This window comes from Caecibacteroides pullorum, from assembly GCF_019239235.1.
Classification (GTDB): Bacteria; Bacteroidota; Bacteroidia; order Bacteroidales; family Bacteroidaceae; genus Bacteroides; species Bacteroides pullorum.
In genome coordinates this window covers 164,082-186,874 of sequence record NZ_JAAZTS010000001.1, presented here as the reverse complement: position 1 = coordinate 186,874, position 22,793 = coordinate 164,082, and the positions used below count along the sequence as shown (strand labels likewise).

24 protein-coding genes, 1 tRNA gene and 2 pseudogenes are annotated in these 22,793 nt (G+C 49.2%); 11 read left to right on the top strand and 16 right to left on the bottom strand.

The features are described 5' to 3' along the window. Positions 1–189: 189 nt before the first annotated feature. From HF894_RS00735 to HF894_RS00720, 4 genes and pseudogenes are all read right to left on the bottom strand, one after another. Positions 190–387: pseudogene (locus tag HF894_RS00735) on the bottom strand (DUF3575 domain-containing protein); the annotation flags it as partial. Positions 388–1,228: 841 nt separating this feature from the next. Next, on the bottom strand, positions 1,229–1,543 hold the full coding sequence (locus HF894_RS00730; protein ID WP_204970747.1) for a phage integrase SAM-like domain-containing protein: 315 nt from the start codon (positions 1,541–1,543) through the stop codon (positions 1,229–1,231). Positions 1,544–1,657: 114 nt separating this feature from the next. Continuing rightward, entirely contained in the window at positions 1,658–3,958 is a 2,301-nt protein-coding gene (locus HF894_RS00725; protein WP_204970746.1) for a TonB-dependent receptor, read from the bottom strand. Between the two features lie 73 nt (positions 3,959–4,031). Continuing rightward, positions 4,032–4,355: a hypothetical protein gene (locus tag HF894_RS00720; protein ID WP_204968669.1), complete on the bottom strand. Its 324-nt coding sequence runs from the start codon at positions 4,353–4,355 to the stop codon at positions 4,032–4,034. Between the two features lie 187 nt (positions 4,356–4,542). Between HF894_RS00720 and HF894_RS00715 the strand changes: the two are divergent. From HF894_RS00715 to HF894_RS00690, 6 genes and pseudogenes are all read left to right on the top strand, one after another. Next, positions 4,543–5,175: pseudogene (locus tag HF894_RS00715) on the top strand (DUF6249 domain-containing protein); the annotation flags it as partial. Between the two features lie 128 nt (positions 5,176–5,303). Next, positions 5,304–5,849 carry an RNA polymerase sigma factor gene (locus HF894_RS00710; RefSeq protein ID WP_021847941.1) on the top strand — a complete coding sequence of 182 codons (546 nt, stop codon included), beginning with the start codon at positions 5,304–5,306 and terminating at the stop codon, positions 5,847–5,849. Further along, entirely contained in the window at positions 5,836–6,162 is a 327-nt protein-coding gene (locus HF894_RS00705; protein ID WP_204970745.1) for a DUF5056 domain-containing protein, read from the top strand. The genes HF894_RS00710 and HF894_RS00705 overlap by 14 nt, the downstream gene beginning before the upstream one ends. A 75-nt stretch (positions 6,163–6,237) precedes the next feature. Continuing rightward, positions 6,238–7,488, top strand: a complete 1,251-nt coding sequence (gene cls, locus HF894_RS00700; protein ID WP_204970744.1) for a cardiolipin synthase — start codon at positions 6,238–6,240, stop codon at positions 7,486–7,488. Between the two features lie 74 nt (positions 7,489–7,562). Then, positions 7,563–8,357, top strand: coding sequence for a thymidylate synthase (locus tag HF894_RS00695; protein ID WP_204970743.1), 795 nt, complete (start codon positions 7,563–7,565; stop codon positions 8,355–8,357). Between the two features lie 21 nt (positions 8,358–8,378). Then, a complete protein-coding gene (locus HF894_RS00690) occupies positions 8,379–8,867 on the top strand; it encodes a dihydrofolate reductase (protein WP_204970742.1) in 489 nt (162 codons plus the stop codon). 30 nt (positions 8,868–8,897) lie between these two features. Here HF894_RS00690 and HF894_RS00685 read toward each other — a convergent pair whose 3' ends face one another. Continuing rightward, on the bottom strand, positions 8,898–9,383 hold the full coding sequence (locus HF894_RS00685) for an Lrp/AsnC family transcriptional regulator (protein WP_021847936.1): 486 nt from the start codon (positions 9,381–9,383) through the stop codon (positions 8,898–8,900). A 146-nt stretch (positions 9,384–9,529) separates the two neighbouring features. Between HF894_RS00685 and HF894_RS00680 the strand changes: the two genes are divergently transcribed. Continuing rightward, entirely contained in the window at positions 9,530–10,807 is a 1,278-nt protein-coding gene (locus tag HF894_RS00680; RefSeq protein ID WP_204970741.1) for an IgA Peptidase M64, read from the top strand. Positions 10,808–10,841: 34 nt separating this feature from the next. Continuing rightward, on the top strand, positions 10,842–11,375 hold the full coding sequence (locus HF894_RS00675; protein ID WP_021847934.1) for a GNAT family N-acetyltransferase: 534 nt from the start codon (positions 10,842–10,844) through the stop codon (positions 11,373–11,375). 234 nt (positions 11,376–11,609) lie between these two features. Here the strand turns inward: HF894_RS00675 and HF894_RS00670 are convergent, their stop codons facing one another. The 9 genes from HF894_RS00670 to HF894_RS00630 form a co-directional block, all read right to left on the bottom strand. Further along, the gene (locus HF894_RS00670; protein ID WP_204968661.1) at positions 11,610–12,074 is read right to left on the bottom strand and encodes an ExbD/TolR family protein; all 465 of its coding nucleotides are present in this window, start codon (positions 12,072–12,074) and stop codon (positions 11,610–11,612) included. Then, the gene (locus tag HF894_RS00665; protein WP_021847932.1) at positions 12,074–12,664 is read right to left on the bottom strand and encodes a biopolymer transporter ExbD; all 591 of its coding nucleotides are present in this window, start codon (positions 12,662–12,664) and stop codon (positions 12,074–12,076) included. Before HF894_RS00665 ends, HF894_RS00670 begins: the two co-directional genes overlap by 1 nt. A gap of 20 nt (positions 12,665–12,684) precedes the next feature. After that, positions 12,685–13,170 (bottom strand): hypothetical protein, encoded by a 486-nt coding sequence (locus HF894_RS00660; protein WP_246593086.1) that lies wholly within the window; start codon positions 13,168–13,170, stop codon positions 12,685–12,687. Positions 13,171–13,185: 15 nt separating this feature from the next. After that, the gene (locus tag HF894_RS00655) at positions 13,186–13,992 is read right to left on the bottom strand and encodes a MotA/TolQ/ExbB proton channel family protein (RefSeq protein WP_021847930.1); all 807 of its coding nucleotides are present in this window, start codon (positions 13,990–13,992) and stop codon (positions 13,186–13,188) included. Positions 13,993–14,072: 80 nt separating this feature from the next. Beyond that, a tRNA-Ser gene (locus HF894_RS00650) sits at positions 14,073–14,160 on the bottom strand. 164 nt (positions 14,161–14,324) lie between these two features. Then, positions 14,325–15,107 (bottom strand): TatD family hydrolase, encoded by a 783-nt coding sequence (locus HF894_RS00645; protein WP_204970740.1) that lies wholly within the window; start codon positions 15,105–15,107, stop codon positions 14,325–14,327. Further along, the gene (locus HF894_RS00640; RefSeq protein WP_021847103.1) at positions 15,107–15,820 is read right to left on the bottom strand and encodes a hypothetical protein; all 714 of its coding nucleotides are present in this window, start codon (positions 15,818–15,820) and stop codon (positions 15,107–15,109) included. The genes HF894_RS00645 and HF894_RS00640 overlap by 1 nt, the downstream gene beginning before the upstream one ends. Before the next feature lie 38 nt (positions 15,821–15,858). Continuing rightward, on the bottom strand, positions 15,859–16,836 hold the full coding sequence (locus HF894_RS00635; protein WP_204970739.1) for a polyprenyl synthetase family protein: 978 nt from the start codon (positions 16,834–16,836) through the stop codon (positions 15,859–15,861). Positions 16,837–16,923: 87 nt separating this feature from the next. Next, positions 16,924–17,616 carry an energy transducer TonB gene (locus HF894_RS00630; protein ID WP_021847101.1) on the bottom strand — a complete coding sequence of 231 codons (693 nt, stop codon included), beginning with the start codon at positions 17,614–17,616 and terminating at the stop codon, positions 16,924–16,926. A gap of 280 nt (positions 17,617–17,896) precedes the next feature. Between HF894_RS00630 and cmk the strand changes: the two genes are divergently transcribed. The 3 genes from cmk to pfkA all read left to right on the top strand — a co-directional run bounded on the left by cmk (position 17,897) and on the right by pfkA (position 20,603). Further along, positions 17,897–18,586, top strand: coding sequence for a (d)CMP kinase (gene cmk / locus HF894_RS00625; protein ID WP_204968657.1), 690 nt, complete (start codon positions 17,897–17,899; stop codon positions 18,584–18,586). A gap of 85 nt (positions 18,587–18,671) precedes the next feature. Next, entirely contained in the window at positions 18,672–19,550 is an 879-nt protein-coding gene (locus HF894_RS00620; protein WP_021847099.1) for a 4-hydroxy-3-methylbut-2-enyl diphosphate reductase, read from the top strand. Between the two features lie 72 nt (positions 19,551–19,622). Continuing rightward, entirely contained in the window at positions 19,623–20,603 is a 981-nt protein-coding gene (pfkA, locus tag HF894_RS00615) for a 6-phosphofructokinase (RefSeq protein WP_021847098.1), read from the top strand. 105 nt (positions 20,604–20,708) lie between these two features. Here the strand turns inward: pfkA and HF894_RS00610 are convergent, their stop codons facing one another. After that, positions 20,709–21,554 (bottom strand): SDR family oxidoreductase, encoded by an 846-nt coding sequence (locus HF894_RS00610; RefSeq protein ID WP_075317635.1) that lies wholly within the window; start codon positions 21,552–21,554, stop codon positions 20,709–20,711. Between the two features lie 2 nt (positions 21,555–21,556). Next, on the bottom strand, positions 21,557–22,780 hold the full coding sequence (locus HF894_RS00605) for an NADH:flavin oxidoreductase (protein WP_204970738.1): 1,224 nt from the start codon (positions 22,778–22,780) through the stop codon (positions 21,557–21,559). Positions 22,781–22,793 lie beyond the last annotated feature (13 nt).

Here is a 22,793-nt window from a genome sequence, read left to right as displayed (position 1 = left end):
CAAAAAAAACGCCAGCAATCGGGGTAAACATAATTGTAAGGATTGTAATTGTAATTATTGAAAATAATTTGTAATTTCAGAGGATTTGTAACATATTGAGCATCAATTATACCAAAGTTCCTGCTTCCCATAAGAAGTGGGTGGGGGGATTATATACCTTCTTCTAAGCTTAAATGAAAGAGCCGTGTTCCATTTCTTGTTGTCGTTGAAGGTCCAGCCGTTGTAGTTGGCAGACAGATCCAGCGTCCACTTGGGGGCAAGGCCGATTTCCGCACCCAGGTTGATCGTTGCTGTCGCGTCGTAAAGCAGGTTGGTCTTGACAGCCCAATCTTGAGCCGACAAAGAAATGCTGACAAACAGCATCCATAAGAGCAAGATTCGTTTCATATTTTTCATTTTTATAGCACGATTTCTTTCAATCTCAATAAAAAAAGAGACTTTTCTGTTACTTTGTAGGTAACGGTGATTTAAATCAATAGCACAAAATAAAACTATTATTTACAAACAAACAAACTAAAACTAAATTTTAACATTAAAAATTTACAGTTCGATTATAAAGTTCATACTTTTTCTTTCGACAGACCTAAAGGAAAAGATACAAAAAAAAGAAAAGATGCCGTCTGCACTTCCGGGACTACTTCGAACGATTTTCAGGCTAAAAGACAGGAACTCGCTACGCTCAGACAGCCAGCCTTCTATACGCCTGAAAACCGCCCTCCGCTTCACGCCCCTACTGTGAGGCCGGACCTGCCTACAGAAAGGAACCGCCTTCCACAAATATAGATGTTGGCTTGGCTAAAGTGCCTGTTTACGCGGCTAAAGTAGATGTTTATGACGCTAAAGTAGATGTTTACAAGTTCTCTTCCAGATTCTGCCTTCAAGGCTTCACACGAAGCATAAAACACTGAACAGCAACCGAATGAAGTGAAACAAGATGTATTTCACACTGCTTTCACAGTTACAGGAGGGGAAATTGTCGGTTTCACTACAAGCTATTGACACACAGCTTCTTGTAGTGAAGTTTCATTGAAAGAACTTTTTTTATTTCGTGTGAAAGGAAGAAGAGTCCTGAAAAACGTCTTTCACCGTTACCTACAAAGTAACCGTATCTGCACATCTTTCCCGAAACGTAAAATAATCTCCTTTCACCAAATTACAACCTGATTATACGGTTGTCACCTAATTGGGGGACACTTCCGCCCAAAGGCAAAAGAAAAGCCCCAAGAGATCAGGCACAAAATACTTGTGAAAGAATCTCCCGGTTCATCTGTCCGATACGTTCGTCTGTATGCCGTTTGAAATAGGTTTCAGTAACCTTTACAGATGAATGACTCATGGCAAACCTGTTTTGCAGGTAGTTCTGGAAACTTTTCAACCAAAGAGGGGTCACCTCACAAAAAGAAAGAGGGACACCCCCGGTGAAGTCGAGCACACGACGCAGCGTACTGCGATAGACGTGTGCCGTGCCGGGGCGTCCCTCTTTCTCCAATTGGAGGATCAGGGCGGCCATACAGGCCGTCAAAGATTCTTTTCCTTTTTTCATAAGCTTCATGGGTTATGAGTTAAAATCCAAAGGAAAAATAAGGAAAAGAACTGAGAATGAACGAAGAATCTCCCATTTTTCTTTTGCAGGAGAATCTGTATCAGCTTTCACGCATCAGTAACTGATCTTCACTCCCGCAAAATAGGAACGGGGCAGACCGGGACCGTAGATGTAGCCGGAGTCGCGCAGCTTGCCCTGGTCGAAGTCTTTCTGATAGGCATTGAAGAGGTTCTGTACGCCGGCATTCACCTGAAGGGTGATATCCTTGTAGAGGGTGAAGTCGTAAGCGGCCTTGAGGTTCATTTCCCAGAAACTGGGCGTAGTCTCGGCACGGTCTTTCTCGATGTAGCCGGCACGGTGTTCCACCAGCATGCTACCCGTATAGGTACCCGACAGGGCGATGCTCAACGGTTTCACGGGACTGTAGGTCAGGGTCATGTAGCCATAGGTGTCGGGCGTGCGGAAGATGCGCTTCTCCAGAGGAACGGTTTCGTCGTCGCTCCACTGGCGGGCTTCTTTGTATTCGGCCTTCTGCAGGGTGACGCCCGCCTGAAGCTGGAGCGTAGTGAGCCAGGCCAGTTTGCCTTCGAGCGTCACGCCATAGACACGGGCTCCTTTTTCGTTGTAGCGTTCGTTTTTCAAGATGCCGTCTTCGGTGCCGATCTGGCGCAAGGCAAAGGCGTCGGACAGGTTGGTGTAGAAACCTTCGACCAACAGATTGCCCTGCAAGGCGCCCCAACGGTGGTACAGGTCGGCCGAAAGACTGACGCTGCGCGACTTCTCTTCACGCAGGTCCTTGGCCAGCTGGATCATGGATACGTTGCCACCCACGTTCTCGACATGCAGGTCCTCGTCGAAGGCCTGCGGGGCGCGGAAGCCCACGGAGTAGGCGGCACGCAGGTTGATATCTTTCGTGGGATTGTAGCGCAGGTTGACACGCGGACTGAAGATGACGTGGTCTATCAGATTGTGCTTGTCCAAACGTCCGCCTACAAGGAAACTCCAGTGGTCGTTCTTCCACTCGTTCTGCAGGAAGGCGCCGGCGATGCGCACCGTCTGGTCGATGTAACGGTTGTAGCCCCACATCTTGTCGTGCATGGCATCCTGGTTGTACTCCACACCACCCGTCAGGTCGGCAGGCAGGAAGAGGCAGCGGTCGAAGTGGTAGACGTACTGCGAACCGACTACCCACGTCAGGTCTGTAGTGGCACCGTAGGCATTGAGCGAATGGTCGCCACCGTAGTAGCTGTCGCGGTCGATGTGCTGCATGGAGGCGTAGACATTGACTTTATGTTTTTCGTTGGGCGAAAAGTAGTCGAACTTCACGCTACCGCTGTTGATGCTGTGCTCGGTCTGCTCGGTGATGTCGGTCTCGTGGGGCGGACGGTCGAGCAGGTTACCGCCACGGCGGAACTCCTGCAGATGGTGGTACTCGAAGGTCAGCTTGGAGTAGGTACTGGTCTTGAGGAAGGAACGGAAGCCTACGGTCTGGTTGCGCAGCTTGGGCAGCTCGGTGAAGCCGTCGCCGTCGTAGTCGAAACCGCTGCGCTGGCGGTTCTGCCCGAAGACATAGATGCCCGCCTTGTGGTTGTCGGTCACCAGCGAAGCGTTCATGGTCGTATTGTTGTCGAACGCAGAGAAGCCTCCTACACCCATAATCGTATGTCCCAGTTGGGCGGAGTTGCGCAGGGGTTCCTTGGTGATGATATTGATGGTACCCGCAATGGCCGACGCGCCGAAGAGGGCCGAACCGCCTCCACGCATCACTTCCACACGTTCGATCATGTTGGCCGGTATCTGCTCCAACCCGTACACACCTGCCAAAGCACTGAATACGGGGCGCGAGTCTATAAGAATCTGGGTATAGGGACCGTCGAGGCCGTTGATGCGCACCTGCTGGAAACCGCAGTTCTGGCAGTTGTTCTCCACACGCACGCCGGGCTGGAAGTTCAGTCCCTGAGCCAATGTGGTAGAGTTGGTCTGTTCGAAGAGCTTGAAGTCCATGACGTTGACCAGCGTGGGGGCCAAGCGTCGGGTCGTCTCACTGCGGTTGGCGGTGACCACCACGCCGTCCAGCGCCACGAGATCTTCCTCCAGTTCGAAATTCTCTTCCAGCGTGACGCCCTTCTTCAGAACGACTTCGCGTGTCAGTGTCTTGTAACCTACGGAACTGACTTGCAACGTAAAGCGGCCTTCGGGCAGATTCTTCAGAAAATAGTGTCCGGTGGCATCGGTCAGGGTACCGATGGTGGTTCCTTTCAGGGAAACGGTAATATAAGAGAGGTGTTCTTTGGAATGTTTTTCCAATACATGTCCTACGATGTTGGCATCCGAACTCTTCAGTTCTTCGGCCATAAGAGTGGCGGGCAGCAATGCGCACAGCAGAGCCACCACAAGAAAGATATATTTTTTCATGTGTCTTCTATTTTAATAATTTGAATAAAGGAAATGATAGATGCATCTAAACAGATGCTCACCACAGATTACATCAACAAGAGAAGACACAAGCGGGAGGGGCGCGCAAACGGATGCCGTCGTCCGGCCGACGCAGGCAGAGGCACGACGTACGCGCCACAACCAGCAAGCCCAACAGGGCACAGAAGCAGGGAACGGCAACCAACAGCACAGGAACGGAGGAAGCCACATAGTGGTCGAGGAAGAAAATGGTCTCGGCCTGGCTCTCGGTGTGCTGATGACCGGTTTTGAAGGGATGCGAATGCACAATGATAACTCCGTTCACCACATGTGAGTGGGTGAACAGCGTAACTCCTCCCCAATACGCCAGGAACAGCAAGGGAAGAAAATACTTCATAATGCGGCGCAGTTTCTCCAAAAGCGTTTGTTTATGATTGATTGTGGCGGCAAAGATAATGGAAAAAACAGAAGCTATTCGAAGAAATCTGAAAAAAAAGTCGTCACTTTGCAACCTTGTGGGACGGATATTCCGTCTAACCAACAAAGAAAACAAAAAATAAGCAACGAATAAAAGACTGACGAATATGAAACGTATCCTTATCCTACTCGGCCTGATGGCCGCCACAAGCCTGGGCATGCAGGCCGAAAACAGAACCGTGACCGACACCGTAGACGGCAAGAAACGCGTCATCGAACTGCAAGACACCGTGATAAACGGGCAACAGACTACCGACACCCTGAGCATCACTACCTACGAAGGCACCGACTCCAGCGAAGCCGACAGTGACGGCACCTACCGCCACCGCCACGACAGCAGCGGTCTGCAATGGGTGGGCTTCAACTTCGGCGAAGACGCACCGGAAACAATTGTTGCCCTGACAGCCATCATCTTCGTGTTCGGCTTGCCCGCGCTGCTCCTCTTTATTATCTTCTATTTCCGTTACAAGAACCGAAAGGCCAAATATCGCCTGGCCGAACAGGCACTGGCTGCCGGACAGCAGCTTCCACCCGAATTCTTCAAAGAAACCAAGGAAGGAGAAAGCAAAGACCTGCGCAGCCGGGGTATCAAGAATATCTTCCTGGGCATCGGGCTTTTCATCTTTCTCTGGGCTCTTACAGGTGAATTCAGTCTGGGATGCATCGGGCTGCTCATCATGTTCACGGGTTTCGGACAGGTAACCATCTACTATACCCAGCCGGGACAAGGCGACGGCAAGCCCTTCATCCGCATGGAACGCGATGAAAAGACCGGCTACCGCTACATGAAAGTGGGCGGCATCGAACTCCGCGACCAGACTGAAAAGAAAGACACTCCCGACGCCGAAGACACTAACAAACCGAAAGAATGAGCCAGCTCAACGACATATCGCTGATTGCACAAGTCGTGATGTTCCACAACAACCGCGCCTTCGACCAGCTGGTCAGGAAATACCAGTCGCCCGTGAGGCGCTTCTTCCTGAACCTGACCTGCGGCGACAGCGAACTGAGCGACGACCTGGCGCAGGACACCTTTATCCGTGCCTACACCAGCCTGGCTTCCTTCAAGAACCTGTCCAGCTTCTCCACCTGGCTCTACCGTATTGCGTACAATCAATATTATGACTATCTTCGCAGCCGGAAGGAGACAGACGACCTGGACACGACACGGGTAGACGCCCAATGCAGCGTGCGCCAGCCGGACACGGGCCTGCAGTCGGACCTGCACCGCGCACTGGCCACGCTGAGAGACATCGAGCGAACCTGCATCACCCTCTTCTACCTGGAGGACCAGAGCATAGACAAGATAGCAAGCATTACCGGATGCCCTACGGGAACCGTAAAAAGCCACCTTTCGAGGGCCAAGGAAAAGATGGCGACGTACTTAAAACAGAATGGATATGACGGAAAATAATGACAAGTTACTGGAAAGCTTCTTCGCCGGACAGCGGCAGGAAGTGGCCGACAACGGCTTCACACGCCGCGTAATGCGCAGCCTGCCCTGCCGTAGCAACCGCCTGGCACGCTTGTGGACAGCCGGAGGATTTACGCTGGCCGCCGTACTGTTTGTTCTGCTGGACGGAGTGCAACTGGTGTGGGACACGCTACGCGAGACATTCACCACCACTCTGGAAAACGGCATGGCGCAGACAGACCCCAAATCGCTGGCACTGGCCGTCGTAGTACTGTTGTTCCTTATGTACAAAAAAATAGCTTCTTTGGCTTAAAAACAGCTTTTTTTCCTATACTCAGAACAATATTGTCCATGAGATGTTATATCTTTGCCCCTGCAAAAAACTAAAATGGCAAAGAGAGTTTTTATATATCACTTATTACTGACAACGGCATTATTATTCCTGACTGGACATACCGCTGCCCAGACTACCCCAAGCGACAGCATCGTCATGCACCGCCTGAAAGACATGGGTGCTCCGCTGACCTACAATAACCGGGTAGAACTGCTGATGAGCGGTGATGAGAAATTCACCGACCTGTTCGAAGCGATCCGTGGCGCACGCCACCATGTCCATCTGGAATACTTCAACTTCCGTAACGACTCCATCGCCGGTGTCCTGTTCCGACTATTGGCCCAAAAGGTAAAGGAAGGCGTAGAAGTGCGTGCCCTGTTTGACGCTTTCGGCAATCTGTCGAACAACAAACCGCTGACCAAGAAACACCTGAAAGCCATCCGCGAGCAGGGCATCGAAATCGTGAAATTCGATCCCTTCACATTCCCTTGGTTCAACCACGCCGCCCATCGCGACCACCGCAAGATCGTGGTCATCGACGGAAAGATTGGCTACACAGGAGGGATGAACGTGGCCGACTACTACATCAAGGGCCTACCCAAGATCGGCGAATGGCACGACATCCACGCCCGTATCGAGGGTGATGCGGTCCGCTACCTGCAAGGTATCTTCCTGACCATGTGGAACCGCGAAACAGGACAACACATCGGCGGACCGGAATACTTTCCCGACACGCCCCAGCTGCCGGACAGCATCGCGGAGGAGATCATGATCGTAGACCGTACCCCCCGCGAGACGCCGCGCTCCATCAGCCGTGCGTACACGACTTCCATCCGTGAAGCCGACAGCCTGATACGCATCGTCAACCCCTACTTCGTGCCTACCAAGTCCATCAAGGAAGCCATCAAACATGCATTGAAGAAAGGAACAGAAGTGGAAATCATGGTTCCTTCGGTATCCGACGTACCCTTTACGCCTGAAGCCGCCTTCTACATCCTGCACAAACTGATGAAGAAAGGCGCCAAGGTGTATCTGTTCAACGGCGGCTTCCATCACTCTAAAGTAATGATGGTGGACGGTAGCTTCTGTACCGTGGGGACGGCCAACCTGAACAGCCGCAGCCTGCGCTACGACTACGAAACCAATGCCTTCATCTTCGATCCCGAAACGACGGCTGAACTGACTGAAATGTTCAACAGAGACAAACAGAACAGTACGCTGATGACGCCCGAATATTGGAAAGAACGGTCGGCGTGGAAGAAGTTTGTAGGATGGTTTGCCCATCTGTTCACACCGTTCCTCTGAAAAAATCCATCCCGCAGGTTCTTCTTTCTTTGCCTAAAAAGGTTACCTTTGCATCCAAATAAAGAAGTTACGCCATGAAACAATATTTAGACCTGCTCAACCGCATATTGACCGAAGGCGTCGAGAAGAGCGACCGAACCGGCACGGGCACCATCAGTGTGTTCGGCCATCAGATGCGCTTCAATCTGGACGACGGCTTCCCCTGCCTCACTACCAAGAAGCTGCACTTGAAATCCATCATCTACGAACTGCTCTGGTTCCTCAAAGGCGACACCAACGTGAAGTACCTGCAGGAGCACGGCGTGCGCATCTGGAACGAATGGGCCGACGCGGACGGTGACTTGGGACATATCTACGGCTACCAGTGGCGCTCGTGGCCCGACTATCAGGGCGGCTTCATCGACCAGATCAGCGAGGCGGTGGAAACCATCAAGCACAATCCCGACTCACGCCGCATCATCGTGAGTGCCTGGAACGTGGGCGACCTGAACAACATGAACCTGCCGCCCTGCCACGCCTTCTTCCAGTTCTACGTGGCCGACGGACGGCTGAGCCTGCAACTGTACCAGCGCAGTGCGGACACTTTTCTGGGCGTACCGTTCAACATCGCCTCGTATGCCTTGCTGCTGCAGATGATGGCACAGGTGACGGGCCTGAAGGCAGGCGACTTCATCCACACGCTGGGCGACGCACACATCTACCTGAACCACCTGGAGCAGGTGAAACTGCAGCTGACGCGCGAACCGCGTCCCCTGCCGCAGATGAAAATCAATCCGGACGTGAAGAGTATCTTCGATTTCCAGTATGATGACTTCGAGCTGGTAAATTATAATCCGCATCCACATATTGCAGGCAAAGTATCCGTTTAACACCCCAAAAACGAAAAAAACATGATCAGCATCATAGCCGCCGTAGACCGCCGCATGGCCATCGGCTACCAGAACAAACTGCTCTTCTGGCTGCCCAACGACCTGAAACGCTTCAAGGCACTGACCACAGGCCATACCATCATCATGGGCCGCAAGACCTTCGAATCGCTACCCAAAGGCGCCCTACCTAACCGACGCAACATCGTACTCTCGTCCAACGCTGCTACTAGCTGCCCGGGTGCGGAAGTTTTCACCAGCCTGGAGGAAGCCCTAAGCCACTGCGATACCGACGAAGAGGTCTATATCATCGGCGGCGAAAGCGTCTACCGGCAAGCCCTGCCGCTGGCCGACCGGCTCTGTCTGACAGAGATAGACGCGGAAGCTCCGCAAGCGGATGCTTACTTCCCGCAGGTACAGCCTGAGATATGGCACGAAAAAAACAGGGATGTTCATCCTGCCGATGAAAAACATCCCTGTCCGTATGCCTTTGTAGACTATGTCAGGAGCTAATGCCTGACAGGGCCACTGATTCCACTTCGCTCAATCTTCTTCCTGATCTTCGTCTTCGATCAGAATCGGCATCTGGCGCTTAATCACTTCGTGGAAGGAAATCAAGGTTTCCGTCCGCGCCATACCCAGCGGCTGCAGTTTTTCCTGAATAATATTCTGCAGGTGACGGTTGTTGCGTGCATAAAGCTTGATGAACATGTCGTACTTGCCGGTAGTGATGTGACACTCCACAATCTCGGGAATATTCTCCAAAGCCTTGATAACTGCATCTGACGATGAAGGATCTTTCAAATAGATACCGATGTACGCACACGTTTCATAACCGATCTTTTCGGGATCAATAATGTATTCCGATCCTTTCAGTATTCCCAAATTGGTAAGTTTCTGAATGCGTTGATGAATGGCAGCGCCAGATACATTGCAGGCACGAGCCACTTCCAAGAAAGGGATACGGGCATTGTCAGCTATCAGTTTCAAAATCTGCTCGTCCAAAGTATCCAATTGATGATGTCCCATTTTTTAAATTCTTATAATTATAATAATCCAAATTATCAGGCTGCAAAGTTAGCATTTTTTTCAGCAAAAAAGAGCGAGATTGTTACTTTTCTTGTATATATATGATAAAAGCTGTATCTTTGTGTTTCCCATAAAAAGAATAAGTGATGAAAAAATATGCATGCATGCTCATCCTGCTACTAACAGTCGGCACACTGGCTGCGCAGGACTTTTCGCAGTATTTTACGGACAAGACGCTCCGTGTGGATTACTTCTTTACCGGCAACGCCGAACGCCAGGAAATCTGGGTAGACGAGTTGTCGGTACTGCCCGGCTGGAGCGGGCGCAAGCACAATCTGGCCCAACTGCCACTCACCGGCTACGGACAGATAACGGTTCGTGACCTGGAAAAAGGGACCGTCATCTACCGCACGTCTTTCTCTACTCTCTTTCAGGAATGGTTGGAGACAGACGAAGCCCGCAAGGTACAAAAAGGCTTCGAAAACACGTTTTTACTGCCCTATCCCAAGCAACCGGTCGAAGTGGAAGTAACCCTCCTCGACAAACGCCTGAAACCGAAAGCCAGCATGAAGCATACGGTAGATCCTGCCGACATCCTGATCCATCCGAAAGGATTCAGCGACGTGACACCCCATAAATACCTGATACAAAGTGGAAGCGCTGAGCGGTGCATCGACGTAGCCATCCTGGCAGAGGGCTATACGGAAGCCGAAATGGAAACATTCTACCGTGATGCAGCCACAGCCTGTGAAAGTTTGTTCGGACACGAACCGTTCAAGTCGCTGAAAAACCGTTTCAACGTAGTGGCCGTAGCCAGCCCGTCGAAAGACAGTGGCGTCAGCATCCCACGCCTGAATGACTGGAAACAGACCGCCTTCAGTTCACATTTCAGCACGTTCTACTCTGATCGCTACCTGACAACATCGCGCGTGAAGTCTATACACGACGCACTGGCCGGCATACCTTACGAACATATCATCATCCTGGCCAACACAGACGAATATGGCGGTGGAGGAATCTATAACGCCTATACACTAACCACTGCCCACCATCCGATGTTCCGCCCCGTAGTGGTACACGAATTCGGACACAGCTTTGCCGGACTGGCCGATGAATACTTTTATGACGACGACGTTATGACGGATACCTACCCGTTGGACGTGGAACCATGGGAGCCCAACATCAGCACCCGCATTGACTTTGCATCGAAATGGGAGGATATACTCGGTAAGGGAACACCGATTCCCACCCCGACAGCCGAAAGCGAACGTTATCCGGTAGGCGTCTACGAAGGGGGAGGTTATTCCGCGAAAGGCATCTATCGCCCGGCTGACAACTGCCGGATGCGCACCAACGAATATCCCACGTTCTGCCCCGTCTGCCAACGGGCCATCCAACGACTGATTGAATTTTACACAGAATAAAGAAAATCATCTTACATCCATAAACAAACCATACATGATTACACTGCAACGCATTACTACCTCTGACCGGAAGCTGTATGCTTTTCTGGAAGAACTGATGACACGTTCGTTCCCAGCAGACGAATATAGAGACCTGAACGAACTGAGAGATTTTACGGATCACCGTACGCACTTCTACAACAATATCGTGCTGAACGACGGATGCCCCATCGGCCTTATCAGCTACTGGGACTTCGACGACTTCTATTATGCCGAACATTTCGCCATAGATCCGGCCCAAAGAAACGGTGGATACGGCAAGGCAGTGCTGCAACACTTGTGCACGATTCTGGACAAACCGATCGTACTGGAAGTGGAGATGCCCCAAGAAGAAATGGCACAACGACGAATAGGATTCTACCAACGGAACGGCTTCACGCTGTGGGAAAACGAGTACTACCAGCCTCCCTATAAAGCGGGTGACAGTTTCCTGCCCATGCGCCTGATGGTACATGGAGCACTGGACAGCCAGAAAGATTATGAGAAAGTAAAGCAAAGAATCTATCGGGACGTGTACAACGCCCACTGACACAGCACTTCGTGAGGGTATAACACAGTGCTTCATGACAAGGTAACACAGTGCTTCGTGAGCCCCTCATGAAGTGCTGAGTGAGAGCCTCATGCAGTGCTTCGTCAAAGGCACAGGTTATACATTATAAACAAGCTACACGTAACTTGCAGAACAAATATTCCAATAGTTTGGGAAACAAAAAAGGGCATATCCCCAAAAAGATATGCCCTTTTTCAATATCTATCTCAACTATTACTGACGCGGCTGCGCTGAATAGTTAATCTTCAATGCATAAGCTTGACGGAGAGCTTCCTTGATTTCAGTAACAATACCCATCTTGGTGTCTTGGTCAATCTTCAGAGAGACAGTCATATTCGGCTGGTCTTCCTCTTTCATACTAGCACGTTCACCGTTGATGTAATCGTATACTTCAGATACCTCGGCAAAAGCGTCATTCAACTGGATACGGCTTTCTTCACCCAGCTTCGCACGAAACTCTTTCGTCGGTTTTCCTACATAAATAAACGTTACCAACGATTTTTTCTCAAGTTTCTCCAATTCAGTAGCTTGCGGAGCTCTAAACTCAACCTTCAAAGTAACCTCACGCATGGTTGTTACAATCATGAAGAAGAACAACAATGTGAAAATAAGGTCAGGCAGTGAAGAAGTGTTCAAGGCGGGCATGCCGCGCTTACCTGTTTTATTAAATTTTCCCATTACTTCTTTTCTCCATACTTTTTAGGTTCCGCCTCAGAAATCACCTGAGGATAAATCTCACGTATCGCTTCCTGCTGCTCTTCATTCAAGTCAGCATAATTTTTCTGCCACTTGGACTGTGCCAGTTCATTACGCAACTCGTTGTAGGCAGCTACCAGTTCATTCTGTACAGCAATATATGCTTTGTAGGACGTACCGCGGTCACAACGCAAAGAGATAACGTGGAATTTTGTCACCATCTGGGTTCCAAAGAAAGGAACTTCGACAGCCACTTTTTCCGGCAACTTTTCGTCGTTGTACGGATTGGCAATGAATTCCTTTGCCTTGTCGCGCAGCTGTTCTACGCTGACATAGTCGCTTCCACACATCAACTGGTCGTTGAAGTTCACGAAGACCTGCAGGATGTTGCGCTCCTTGATATCCTTGTCTTCCTTTTTCTGGTCTGGCCGTGGAGGTTCCGGCAAACGTCTTGCCAAACCTTGGTCGGTATCCATAGAAGTGGTAAGCAAGAAGAACAGCAACAAGATGAAAGCCATATCCGCCGTAGAACTTGAGTTGACTTCGGGAACGGTTCTTTTCTTTCTAGCCATATTAATTCCTCTTACTTGATTTATTTAAACTTTTTGGCAGCGCCAAATCCTATCATTAATAGAATCATCACACCTACTTCTATGTAAAGTGTATATATAAACATATCGGTCAATTTCAACCAGAAAGGAACGTTCTCTGTACCTTCATATCCCGGTATGACCAAAGGTGTTGCATCACCCGCAGCCCATGTTACAACCAATACAACAACGAGCAAGGCAATACCAACCAATGATTTAAGAGCAGTCTTAGGAGAATCTGCGAACGTGGAGCCAAATTGATAAACGACACCAACAACAATAGCTATAACTCCCAACACAAACAAAATATAATTCCAATACAGGATAGCGTCCGTGTAAAGCGGCTCTGACAGCGAAGGGTCAGCCACCACACGCTGATCCATTGGGGTTTCTCCACCGAAGAAGAACAAGCCCAGGATGATCAGTGTAATGAGGAGCATTACAGACAGGATAAATCCTGAAACCCTTTGTATTTTAAATTTCTTCATCTTGCAATAAGATTATTATTTTTTGTACTTCAGTTCATATTTCACAACCATATCCAACAGCGTTACAGAAGAATCTTCCATATCACTGGTCAGAGCTTCAATCTTAGACAGGATGTAGTTGTAGAATACCTGCAGAATCAAGGCTGCGATCAAACCGAAGATAGTCGTAATCAAGGCCACTTTCATACCACCAGCAACGACCGTCGGAGAGATATCACCTACCTGCTGGATCTTATCGAATGCTTGCACCATACCGATCACAGTACCCAAGAATCCCAAAGACGGGCTCATTGCGATGAACAGCGTAATCCAAGAGCAACCTTTTTCCAAGTAGCCAGCCTGTACACCACCGTAAGAAACTACTGATTTCTCAACAACGTCCAAGCCTTGATCCAATCTCATCAGACCTTGGTAGTAGATAGAAGCGATAGGACCGCGGGTGTTACGTGCAATATCCTTAGCACCTTCTACATCACCTTTTTCCATAGCTGCTTCAATAGCGGCAATGAACTTCTTCGTGTTGATTTCGGCCAAGCTCAGATAAATGATACGCTCGATGCAGAAAGCCAAACCGATAACCAATGCAATAGAAATAAAACTCATGAAGAATGCAGAACCTTCGATATATTTGATCTTCAGTTCCTTGTGAATACCACCTTCTTCTACTACTACAGGAGCAGCAGCCTCGTCAGCAGCAGCTTCTACTGCGGGAGCAGCCTGTTCTGTTTGTTCCGCTGCAGGAGCATCCTGAGCTTTAGCAAGTTGAGTTGAGCCAAATGTTAAGACTCCCATCACAGCAACAATTGCAAATAACTTTTTCATTGTGTGTCTAATTTTTAAGATTAATTAATTAAATTACTTGTTATTATGTTTATTTATTATTCGCTTTTTATCGTCTGTTGCGGAGAGAGGGGGATTCGAACCCCCGATACCCTTTAGGGGTATACACGCTTTCCAGGCGTGCCTCTTCAACCACTCGAGCATCTCTCCTTTTCCTATGCTTTTCTTAAAAACGGCTGCAAATTACAAAAAAATTGCGAACCTCCAGCGTTTTCAGCTACAAATGTATTCTTTTTTTTGTTCTCGCATCGCATTCTCCGCCTATAATCTTTAAGAAAAACCCAAAATTAATAAACTTTAAAGTCTTTGCGACCTTATTTGAGCATTCCAAACACTTTTAACGCGCTTTCAGATGTCTGCTTCGCTACCTCGTCAGGCGTACATCGACAGGCCTCGGCGACTTTCAGCAAAACGTACTGCACATAGGCGCTTTCATTTCGGCGTCCCCGATAAGGAACTGGAGTCAAATATGGAGAGTCTGTCTCCAACAAAATACGATCCAAAGGAACGGACGACAACAACTCGGGCAGATGGGATTTCTTAAAAGTCACCACGCCATTCACACCTAAATAAAAGCCAGGAAACTCCAAGATACGCTGTGCTTCGTCAGCTGTACCCGTAAAGCTATGAAAGACTCCACAGAGATGGGTAGAACGGTAATCTTCCATTATCTTATATATAGGCGCAAACGCTTCGCGGCAATGGATCACAACTGGCAAATCATAATCCAAAGCCCAATCCAACTGGCGGCGAAGCGCATCCTCCTGCTCTTTCTGAAAAGTCTGATCCCAATATAAATCCATACCGATCTCACCAATGGCTACATACTTCCGGCCGGAAGCCAATTCACGAGCAACTACAGCCAGTTCATCTTCATAATCTTCGGCACGGACAGACGTCGGGTGAAGCCCAATCATCGGAAAGCAATATCCTTCATAGCGACGACACACATCCAACATAGGCTGGAGAGTCGTACTGTCAATATTAGGCATAAAAATATGACTGACACCAGCCTGGCGTGCCCGTTCCATCACTTCAGGCAAGTCGTCAGCAAATTCTTCCAAAAAAAGATGGGAATGTGTATCAATCATTGTCATCAGCATCCTCCTTCTATTTTCATTTTCTCACTGGTTCGATAATAATAAATCAATCCATACGAACGGCAGAGTTCGAGACGTTTTTCATTGGGAAGTATCTGTTCAAACTTCGCTTCCACCTGATTCCAGATATCCAAGATCAGTGCATCGGCTTCCTGACGCATGGCCGCCAATGCTTCCAAGGCACGAGCTGTAGCCAACTGGAAGCTTTTCTGCCTTTCGTAGCCTTCCAGAAAGATATCATAATGGACTTTCACCTTGGCAATGGTAGGGTTATAAATAGGAATGCCCCCTTGGGAAATACGACGGTTCTCTCCTTCGATGACCTTGCGTCCCCACTCTACCAAAGCCTGTTCGCTGGACAAATCGGGAAGGGAATTTTGAGCATCCAAGCCATAATATTCCTTATGGGAGAGACGTATCTCCGAGCGTATCACAGCTAAATTGAGCACCTGTATGAAATGAGAAAGATACAGGCGGGCCATTTTCACATGTGCCTGATGCTTTCTCCCGGCAGCGGCCTGCCTTTCAAAGCATTCCATATAGAAGATGTGAGCCGCCTCAAAGCGAGGCAGAAAATTTCTTGCAGCTCCAAGCACCTTGAAACTGAAAGGAATTCCGTACGGATTGTCATAGGCATCGGCTTTTTCGATCGCAGCTTTCAAAGCTCGAATACGTGCCTGATCCGTATTGGGTAATCTTCTATAGGGCATTCTGTCTTATCAATTTAGACGATTAAATCGCACCAACCTCACGACTCACGATGCACCAGGCCTTCCAGCAACGCCTGCAACTCATGCTTACGTTCTTCTGCCACTCCTACCTGCAAAAGGCTTTCTTCTGCCAGGCGGGTGTATTCGCAGATTTTCTGTTCGCACAAATCCTTGATACCAATCTCGTCATAAAGGTGCGTCACAGTTGCTATTTTTTCGGCCGGTACAAAATCATCGGCAGCCAACCACCGCTCCAACTCTTTCCGCTGGTCGTCAGATGCACGCTCGAGAGCTTGTATCAACATATAGGTTTTCTTATTGCACAAGATGTCGCCACCGATATTTTTGCCAAAGACTTTCGGATCGCCATAGACATCCAGCAAATCATCCTTCAACTGAAAAGCCAAGCCCATATTGACACCATAATCATACAGACGGTCAGCATCTTCCTGCAAAGCTCCACCCAACAGGGCACCCAGCTTCAAACTGGCCGCAAGCAGAACAGAAGTCTTGAGCCGAATCATCTCCAGATACTCTGCTTCCGACACATCGTTACGATTTTCAAACTCCATGTCGAACTGCTGTCCTTCACAGATCTCGAGCGCCGTCTGTCCGAACAAATCCATGACCGGTTTCAAGAGGTCGGCAGGACATCCTTCAGCCATATACCGATAGGCCAACACCAACATGGCATCACCCGAAAGAATGGCCGTATTTTCATTCCAAACCTTATGCACCGTCGGCTTGCCACGACGACGGTCTGCCTTGTCCATCAGGTCGTCGTGCAACAAGGTGTAATTGTGATACACCTCGATTCCCGTTGCCTGATTGAAGATTGTTTCTACATCTTCTTTATACAAATTGTAAGCCAACAGCATCAGCACGGGGCGTATGCGTTTTCCACCCAATGAAAGCACATAAGTCACTGGTTCATAAAGTCCTTCAGGACGACGAGTAAACTGAAGGCCGGCAATATGAGCATTGATTTTCTCAAGTAGTTCGGATGATTTAAACATAGCTAATCTCGGAAAGAAAAGAAATGGACAGGAACGAAAAGAGGCTGCACATACGGCAACCTCTTCCCTAATTATCAAACTATAAAATTACTGCAATCTGAACATTACAGGCACGGTGTATTTTACACGTACGGCCTTACCACGCTGCATACCCGGTTTCCACTTCGGCATGGAGTTGATCACGCGAAGGGCTTCTTTGTCCAGATAGGGGTCTACACCACGGATAACCTTGGCATCTACGATACTACCGTCGGCATTGACAACGAACTGTACAGTCACACGACCCTGCGTACCGTTCTCCTGTGCGATGGTAGGATACTTGATGTTCTTGCTCAGGTATTGCATCAGACCTGCCATACCACCGTTGGGGAATTCAGGCATCTGCTCTACAACCTCGAAGATTTCCTGCTCTTCTACTTCTTCCTCTTCTACCGTAGGAGGCACGTAGGCGATTTCTACAGCCTGACCGGTTTCCTCAGAAGAAGCGATCTCAGTCGACTCGATATCCATATCGTCATCCACAATTGTCAAAGTCTCAACAATGGTGGGTGCTTCAGGAGGAGGCGGAGGAGTAGCCATTTCCGGTTGTTCCGTAATAGGAATTTCAATTTCCTCTTCAAACACAAGGTCGGCTACAGCTTGGCTCATATCAATCTTCACATCACGCTCCGTCCATTCGAAGGCGACGAACATGACAGCAAGCACAGCCACATAACCGACGAGCAGCCAAGTCGATCTCTTATTCTCCAAGTCTGCTTTAGGCGATTTTTTAACTTCCATAATTTATTATTAATTTTAGTGTTTCTCATTTTGGGCAAATATAGCACTTTTCCCCCGAAACGTCACACACGGATGCTTTTTTTTACACATTCCATGCTGCATTTTCGTTTTTTTAATTGTTCAAAACGCTACTTTCGCTTTTATGCCACAAATGTAACGAGATATTTTAAAAATACCCTTATCTTTGGCATGTTTTTTTGAACAAAAAATGAAATGTTTTCGTTTTATGACGAAGGCCATTCCATTTGAACAGACAACCACCTTATTATATATAGGAAAAATGAGAAAGATAACTATCGCCATTGACGGATTTTCCTCCTGCGGAAAAAGCACCATGGCCAAAGACCTGGCCCGCGAGATCGGCTATATCTACATCGACAGCGGAGCCATGTATCGTGCCGTCACCCTGTACTGCATCGAAAACGGACTCCTGCACAACGGACAGATCGACGTAGAAAAACTTCGGAACGAAATAGACAACCTCCACATCACTTTCCGCCCCAATGCGGAAACCAACCGTCCTGACACTTACCTGAACGGCATGAACGTAGAAAGCAAGATACGCACCATGGAAGTATCCTCCCATGTCAGTCCTGTGGCTGCCCTCGACTTCGTACGCGAAGCCATGGTCAAGCAACAGCAGGAAATGGGACGAAAGAAAGGCATCGTGATGGATGGCCGCGACATAGGCACCACCGTCTTCCCCGACGCCGAGCTGAAGATATTCGTCACCGCCTCGCCCGAGATACGCGCCCAGCGCCGCTACGACGAGCTGAAGGCCAAAGGACAAGCCGTAGACTTTGACGAGATACTGGAGAACGTGAAGCAGCGCGACTACATCGACCAGCATCGCGAAGTGAGTCCCCTGCGCAAGGCCGACGACGCCCTGCTGCTGGACAACAGCCATCTGACCATCGAACAGCAAAAGGAATGGCTGGCCGAACAATTCGCACGCGTGGCCGGCAACTGACCACGCATTTTCCTCTAACCAGGAAAACACCGTTTTCCGAACAGGAAAGCAATGTTTTCCAACTCGTAAAACACCGTTTTATCGTATGGCAAAAGTAGAAATAGACGAAGGATCGGGCTTCTGCTTCGGAGTTGTCAACGCCATCAGCAAAGCCGAAGAAGAGCTGGCCAAAGGCGGCACGCTGTACTGCCTGGGCGACATTGTGCACAATAGCCGTGAGGTGGAGCGCCTGAAAGCCATGGGGCTCGTCACCATCAACCACGACGAATTCAACCGCCTGCACGACGCCAAGGTACTGCTTCGTGCCCATGGCGAACCGCCCGAGACCTACGAGACGGCCCGCCGAAACCACATCGAAATCATCGACGCCACCTGCCCCGTTGTCCTCCGCCTGCAGAAACGCATCAAGCAGGAATATACCCAAAACACGGAAGAAGACAAGCAGATAGTGATCTATGGCAAGAACGGCCATGCCGAGGTACTGGGGCTCGTCGGGCAGACGGAAGGGAAGGCCATCGTCATCGAGAAGCTGGAAGAAGCCAAGTCGCTCGACCTGAGCCGCAGCATTCGCCTCTACTCGCAGACAACCAAATCGCTCGACGAATTCCAACGCATCGTAGAATATATCAAAGAGCACATCTCGCCCGACGCAACCTTCGAATACTACGACACCATCTGCCGTCAGGTAGCCAACCGCATTCCTAATATCCGCAAGTTTGCCGCCTCGCACGATCTGATATTCTTCGTCAGCGGCAAGAAGAGCTCCAACGGCAAGATGCTGTTCAGCGAATGCCAGAAGGTAAACTCCAACTCTCACCTGATAGACAGCCCTGAAGAAATAGACACTTCCCTGCTGGCAAAAGCCTCCTCCATCGGCATTTGTGGAGCTACCTCCACCCCTAAATGGCTGATGGAAAAAATCTCTGCAACGATTGAAGAGAAACTTCAAACTTCGGCAAATTAACGAAAATTATTACAGCTACCCTAAGCTTTTTCGTATCTTTGCAACGTCATTTATTAACTAAAAAAGATTGTTATGGGAATAGTTAAGTGCATCGGCATCCTGACCTCCGGAGGAGACGCTCCGGGTATGAACGCTGCCATCCGTGCGGTGACACGCGCAGCCATCTACAACGGACTTCAAGTGAAAGGTATATATAGAGGATACAAAGGTCTGGTGACCGGCGAAATCAAAGAATTCAAGAGCCAGAATGTAAGTAACATCATCCAGCTGGGAGGAACCATCCTGAAAACAGCACGTTGCAAGGAATTCACCACTCCTGAAGGCCGTCAGCAAGCCTACGACAATATGAAGAAGGAAGGCATCGACGCCCTCGTAGTCATCGGCGGTGACGGTTCGCTGACAGGCGCCCGCATCTTCGCACAAGAGTTCGACGTGCCCTGCATCGGCCTGCCTGGCACCATCGACAACGACCTCTATGGTACGGATACCACCATCGGATACGATACGGCTCTGAACACCATCCTTGACGCCGTCGACAAGATCCGCGACACGGCTACATCACACGAGCGCCTGTTCTTCGTCGAAGTCATGGGACGCGACGCAGGTTTCCTGGCCCTGAACGGAGCCATTGCATCGGGTGCCGAAGCAGCCATCATCCCCGAATTCAGTACGGAAGTCGACCAGTTGGAAGAGTTCATCAAGAACGGCTTCCGCAAGTCAAAGAACAGCAGTATCGTCCTCGTTGCCGAAAGCGAACTGACGGGAGGTGCCATGCACTATGCTGAACGTGTAAAGAATGAATATCCACAATACGATGTACGCGTTACCATCCTCGGCCACCTGCAACGTGGCGGAAGCCCCACGGCTCACGACCGTATCCTGGCCAGCCGACTGGGTGCCGCTGCTATTGACGCCATTATGGAAGGACAACGCAATGTAATGATCGGTATCGAACATGACGAAGTCGTTTATGTTCCCTTCACTAAGGCTATCAAAAATGACAAGCCCATCAAGAAAGAGCTGGTCAATGTATTGCGGGCACTGTCTATCTAAGAAAAAACAATAGAAATTTTTAAGTGTTTCCAACTAAAAAGCCAGACATCTCAATATGAAATGTCTGGCTTTTCATTTGATACGATCTACATTCTCTTTCCAAAACTAAAGCCATTTCTTTACAAGCAGTTCCGTCCGTTCCCACAACTCTTTAGCCTGCTTGTGATGAGTGAATCGTTCTGAAAGTTGTTTAGGATGACAACTGACATTCAATGTTCCTGTACGTTCCCCAGCATCCTTATCCAACAAAAGACTGACCGCCGTAGCTGCTCCTTTGCGTGGCGTACGAATAAAAGGACGGAAAAGAATATCCGTCAAAGGATCGAACCACATATGCATAGTAATGATATCCGTTGAAACAATACCTGGATCAGCCGCATTAACCACAATCCCCTTGTCCTTCACACGTTCAGCAAGCTCAAGTGTAAACAAGGTCAACGCCAGTTTAGTATTACTATAAATAGGAATACGCCAAAAACTGCCTTTCTTGCCTTTCAAGAAAAATTCTGGAAAATCCAGCCGTCCAATGGCATAAGTACATGAAACCATATTGACCACGCGGGTTCCCTCTCCCATCAACGGAAGTAATTTCCGCGTCAACAAATAAGGTCCGACATAATTGACACTGACCGTACGCTCCAATCCGTCTACTGTTATGCGACGTTCCGTTTCCATTGTGCCGGCATTGTTCATCAACAACGATACACGTTCGCCCCGCCCCAACAGGTAATCGGCAAAAGCAGCTACCGTGTCCAACGAAGCAAGATCAATTCTTCGCACCTCAATGTCTGTATTACCTGTTTCTTTGATCAGCTTTTGTCTTTTCTCTTCTGCCTTCTGCGGATCATAGCATGCCATCAGTATACGATAGCCAGCCAAGGCGACAGCACGGGTTATTTCCGTTCCCATACCGCCATCGGCACCTGTTATTATAGCCAATTTCTTTTCCATCGCTATCCTCGACTTTCTATTCGTTCGATTTCTTTTTTCAAACAAAGTGGAAGCTCTTCCTTCAGACGCTGATGACAAGCCATATCGATAGAATACATACGAGCAATGCAATAATTACTATGTTTACAAGAACAGCGTGCATGCTCTTCCTCACGCATGCGATTGACAAAGCCAGGTTCATTGAGCAGAGCGCGTCCCATCTGTACGGCCTCGAAATCATGATCCAACACTTCGTCAATCTTTTGTCGGGCCACCAATCCTCCTACATAGACCAAAGGCATATCGAGCGCAGCCCTGAATTTCAAAGCATCTTCCAGAAAATAAGCTTCTTTGAAAGGAACAGTAGGTATCATCCACTTACCCACCATGCGTACTCCATACTTTAACCACCAGCAGGTCATGTAATGGGTCATGGTACGGATGGGCATCTCACCGCGCATCACATACATCGGTGCCTTGCTGACAAATCCTCCACTCAGCACCAAGGCATGTGCTCCCGATTGTTGTAACCTGTGAGCCACCTGCAAAGATTCATCAATCTCCATTCCTCCACGAAAGCCGTCGCGCATGTTCATCTTCACCAATACAGCCATGTCGTTGCCAGCCGCCTTCATCACTTCGTCCATCACTATATCCATAAAGCGCATACGATTCTCCAACGAACCTCCGAACTCGTCCTTTCGATGATTGGTAGAAGGAGAAAGAAACTGACTGATAAGATAGCCATGCCCCGCATGAATTTCTACCGCATCAAATCCTGCTTCACGAGCCAGATTAACCGAACGACCATAGGCACGCGCCATCTCGGGTAATTCATCTGCCCGAAGGCCGCGAACAAATGTAGGAGAATACAAATTGAATCCTGTACTGGCCCCCACGGGCAAGCAACCGCAGATACTTTTATGGGACATGTTGCCACAGTGCCCCAATTGGATACTGGCGGCAGCTCCCTCAGCATGGATAGCATCTGTCAAGCGACGGAGTCCAGGGATAATCTCCGGCCGCATCCACAACTGGCGGTCGAATGAAAGGCCGCTACGAGTCACAGCCGCATAGGCAACGGTCGTCATGCCTACCCCGCCGGCCGCAACTGAACGATGATAATCGAGCAATTGCTCTGAAGGTTTATTGCCAGGGCACATGCTCTCAAAGGCCGCTGAACGGATCGTACGATTACGTAGCGTCAGCGGTCCCAAGGTTACTGGAGTAAATAATTTCGAACTCATAATCTATCTAATT